Here is a 2,721-nt window from a genome sequence, read left to right as displayed (position 1 = left end):
TACCGAGGTCAAGGCCGTTGTGGAGATCGCCGCGATAGGCCTGTGAACCTCCCCATGCCCTCCCTTACCTCGTTCCTCGGCCAGTTCTAGCTGTGGTTGGGGAACGCTGCGAGCTCCAGCTCGGAGAAGTAGCTGCGCTGCCCACCCGTGAGGGGGTCCTTGAAGGAAATGCTGTGGGCCAGCAACTGCAGCGGCTTCGTGTAGTCATCCGGTGCCTGCTCATGCAGAACGGGGTAAAACGGGTCATTGAGAATCCCCATGCCCTGTGAGGCCAGATGTACACGCAGCTGGTGGGTCTTGCCGGTGTGCGGCTGCAAGTCGTAGAGGCCAAGGGTTTCCCCGGATGCCTCGTCGACGCGGGTGTCCATGAGCTCAATGCGGGTCTCGGCATTCGGCTCACCTTCGATCTCCTCGGCCAGCAAGTAGGTGCGCGACTTGGTCATGCGGCTGCGCACCACCAACGGAAACTCCACGTCTTCACGCACCGGAGCTACGGCGCGGTAGGTCTTCTCGATGCGTCGCTTTTCAAACAGCAGCTGGTACTTTCCGCGGGTCTCCGGGTTGGCTGAGAACAGCAGCACACCCGCCGTCATGCGGTCCAGCCTGTGGATGGGAATCAGATCCGGTAAGTCCAGAAGCACCCGCAAACGCACCAGCGCGGATTCCTGCACATACATGCCGCCGGGGGTGGTTGGCAGGAAGTGCGGCTTGTCCACCACCACGAGGTTTTCATCCTGGTGCAGAATGGAAAGTTCCACCGGCAGCCGCTTTTCCACCGGAAGTTCGCGGTAGTACCAAATGAACAGGTGCTCGCTCAAAGGAGTTGTGGGGGTGACGATTTCCCCGCCCAGGGCCTTGACCTCGCCGCGTTCGAACCTGTCCACAATCCCCGCCGGGTCAACGTGGCCGAACTTCTCCAGCACGTACTCCATGGCTGTTGCCCACGGTCCTTCATCAGGCATGCGCATGCGGGTGGCGTTGACGCCATTGCGCACGGGAAGGGGAGATTTCATCACCTTTCAAGGGTACCGAGGCTTGGCGGCAGTGCCGAACACGCTCCGGGACTGGTTCAGCCAATGCCCCGGACATGGTGGCTCCGAAACGCTCCAAGTCACTGCCCTGACTTTGCGCTGAAGTTGGGGGTAACCTCGGAAGTAGGCCGCTAGCCCCTGTGAAACACGTTTGCAGGTGTACCGTGGCGGCCATATTCCCGTGGAACGGGGTGACGCGTGAACAAGCGCGGTGTTGCCATGATGTCCTCCGCCCACATGGTCGATGACCTGTACCAGGGCGTGCTGCCGGCCATGCTGCCGTTCTTCGTCTCCGAACGCCACTACAGCTATGCCGCTGTGGCCGGGCTGACCCTGGCTGCGACCATGCTCTCATCCATTGTGCAACCAGCTTTTGGCGTCTGGACAGACCACAAACCGCGGCGTTGGCTGGTTCCTGCCGGGATGCTGGTAGCTGCACTTGGCGTGGCCGCGGCCGGCCTGTTTTCCAGTTATGCCGCAACATGGCTGATGGTTGCCATCTCCGGGCTGGGCATCGCTGCCTTCCACCCCTCCGCAGCCAGTGCTGCCCGCCGTGCGGCAGGTGACAGCAACCGTGGCATGAGCATCTTCGCACTGGGCGGCAATGTGGGTTTCGCCCTCGGCTCCCTCCTGGCGACGCCGGTGCTCCTGGGGTTTGGACTTCGCGGCACTGCACTTTTGATACTCCCTGCAGTGGTCATGGCGGTGATCCTCATCAAGAAGATGGGGCCGGTGCTGGATGGTCCGGCCGGTGCCCCCAGATTTTCCTCCATGCCCCAGGGCAAGGACAATTGGCCGGAGTTTTTGAAACTGACATCTGTGGTGCTGGTCCGCTCCATCGTGTTCTTTGGCCTGAGTTCCTTCCTAGCCCTCTACTTCATCCACAATCTTGGCGCCACGGAGGTGATTGGCGGTGCCGCACTGACCATTTTCCTCGCCTCCGGAGCCTGTGGAACGCTCCTTGGCGGCTGGCTGGCCGACCGCTTCGGCCCCTTGATTTCCATCCGTTACGGTTTTGCCGTCTGCATCCCTGCCATGGTTGGGCTGGTCCTGGCCCCTGAATGGCACATAGCACTGGTTCTGGTGGCGGTGACGGGCGTCAGCATCTTCGTACCGTTCAGCGTTTTTGTCATTCTCGGCCAGAATTACCTGCCCAACAGGATTGGCACGGCGAGCGGGGTGACCGTGGGCCTGGCCGTCACCGTGGGTGGGCTTTTCAACCCCGTGCTTGGTGCCATTGCAGACGCCACGAGCCTGCACACCATGTTGGTGATGCTGATTGCGCTGCCTGTACTGGCGCTGTTCTTGTCCTTGTTCCTGCGCGCGCCTGCTGCTTCTCCGCCGTCGATCGCCGTGCCGACGGCCCACTAATACGCCGCTGGCGCAGCACCTAAGATGCGGCCTGGCAGTGTGGACAAAAGTAGATGTCCCGAGCGGCCCGAACGGGGAATGCAGGGTCAGCCATGGTGGAGTGCCGCACGAGGGATCCGCACCGCTTGCACGGTTTCCCTGCAAGCCCGTATACCCACATGGCCGCATCCCGCCGTGCCGGGCCTCCGGTAGTGGAACGAGCGGACCTGTCCTTGTTGGCCTCGAGCAGCCGCTTTGCCAATGCAAGAATGCGGGGCAGGTTCTGCACCTCGCCCACTGGGACAGCAGGATGTACACCGCCCAGAAAGCACAGTTCGTT

2 protein-coding genes and 1 pseudogene are annotated in these 2,721 nt (G+C 61.9%); 1 reads left to right on the top strand and 2 read right to left on the bottom strand.

The features are described 5' to 3' along the window. Positions 1–86 precede the first annotated feature (86 nt). Complete coding sequence (locus Q4P21_RS14415) at positions 87–1,013, bottom strand: pseudouridine synthase (protein ID WP_303389432.1); 927 nt, start codon at positions 1,011–1,013, stop codon at positions 87–89. A 216-nt stretch (positions 1,014–1,229) separates the two neighbouring features. On the opposite strand from Q4P21_RS14415, the gene Q4P21_RS14410 reads away from it, so the two are divergent. Next, positions 1,230–2,402, top strand: coding sequence for an MFS transporter (locus Q4P21_RS14410; RefSeq protein WP_303389431.1), 1,173 nt, complete (start codon positions 1,230–1,232; stop codon positions 2,400–2,402). A gap of 19 nt (positions 2,403–2,421) precedes the next feature. On the opposite strand, the pseudogene Q4P21_RS14405 reads toward Q4P21_RS14410, so the two are convergent. Further along, a pseudogene (locus Q4P21_RS14405) lies at positions 2,422–2,721 on the bottom strand (hypothetical protein); the annotation flags it as partial.

Origin of the sequence: Arthrobacter sp., from assembly GCF_030540645.1 — a bacterium.
GTDB lineage: Bacteria > Actinomycetota > Actinomycetes > Actinomycetales > Micrococcaceae > Specibacter.
Note: the sequence above shows the minus strand (reverse complement) of the source record. Positions and strands in the feature narration are given on the sequence as shown.

Coding starts and splice junctions, on each gene's coding strand:
- Q4P21_RS14415 (WP_303389432.1), bottom strand. CDS start 1,013: ATGAAATCTCCCCTTCCCGTGCGCAATGGCGTCAACGCCACCCGCATG.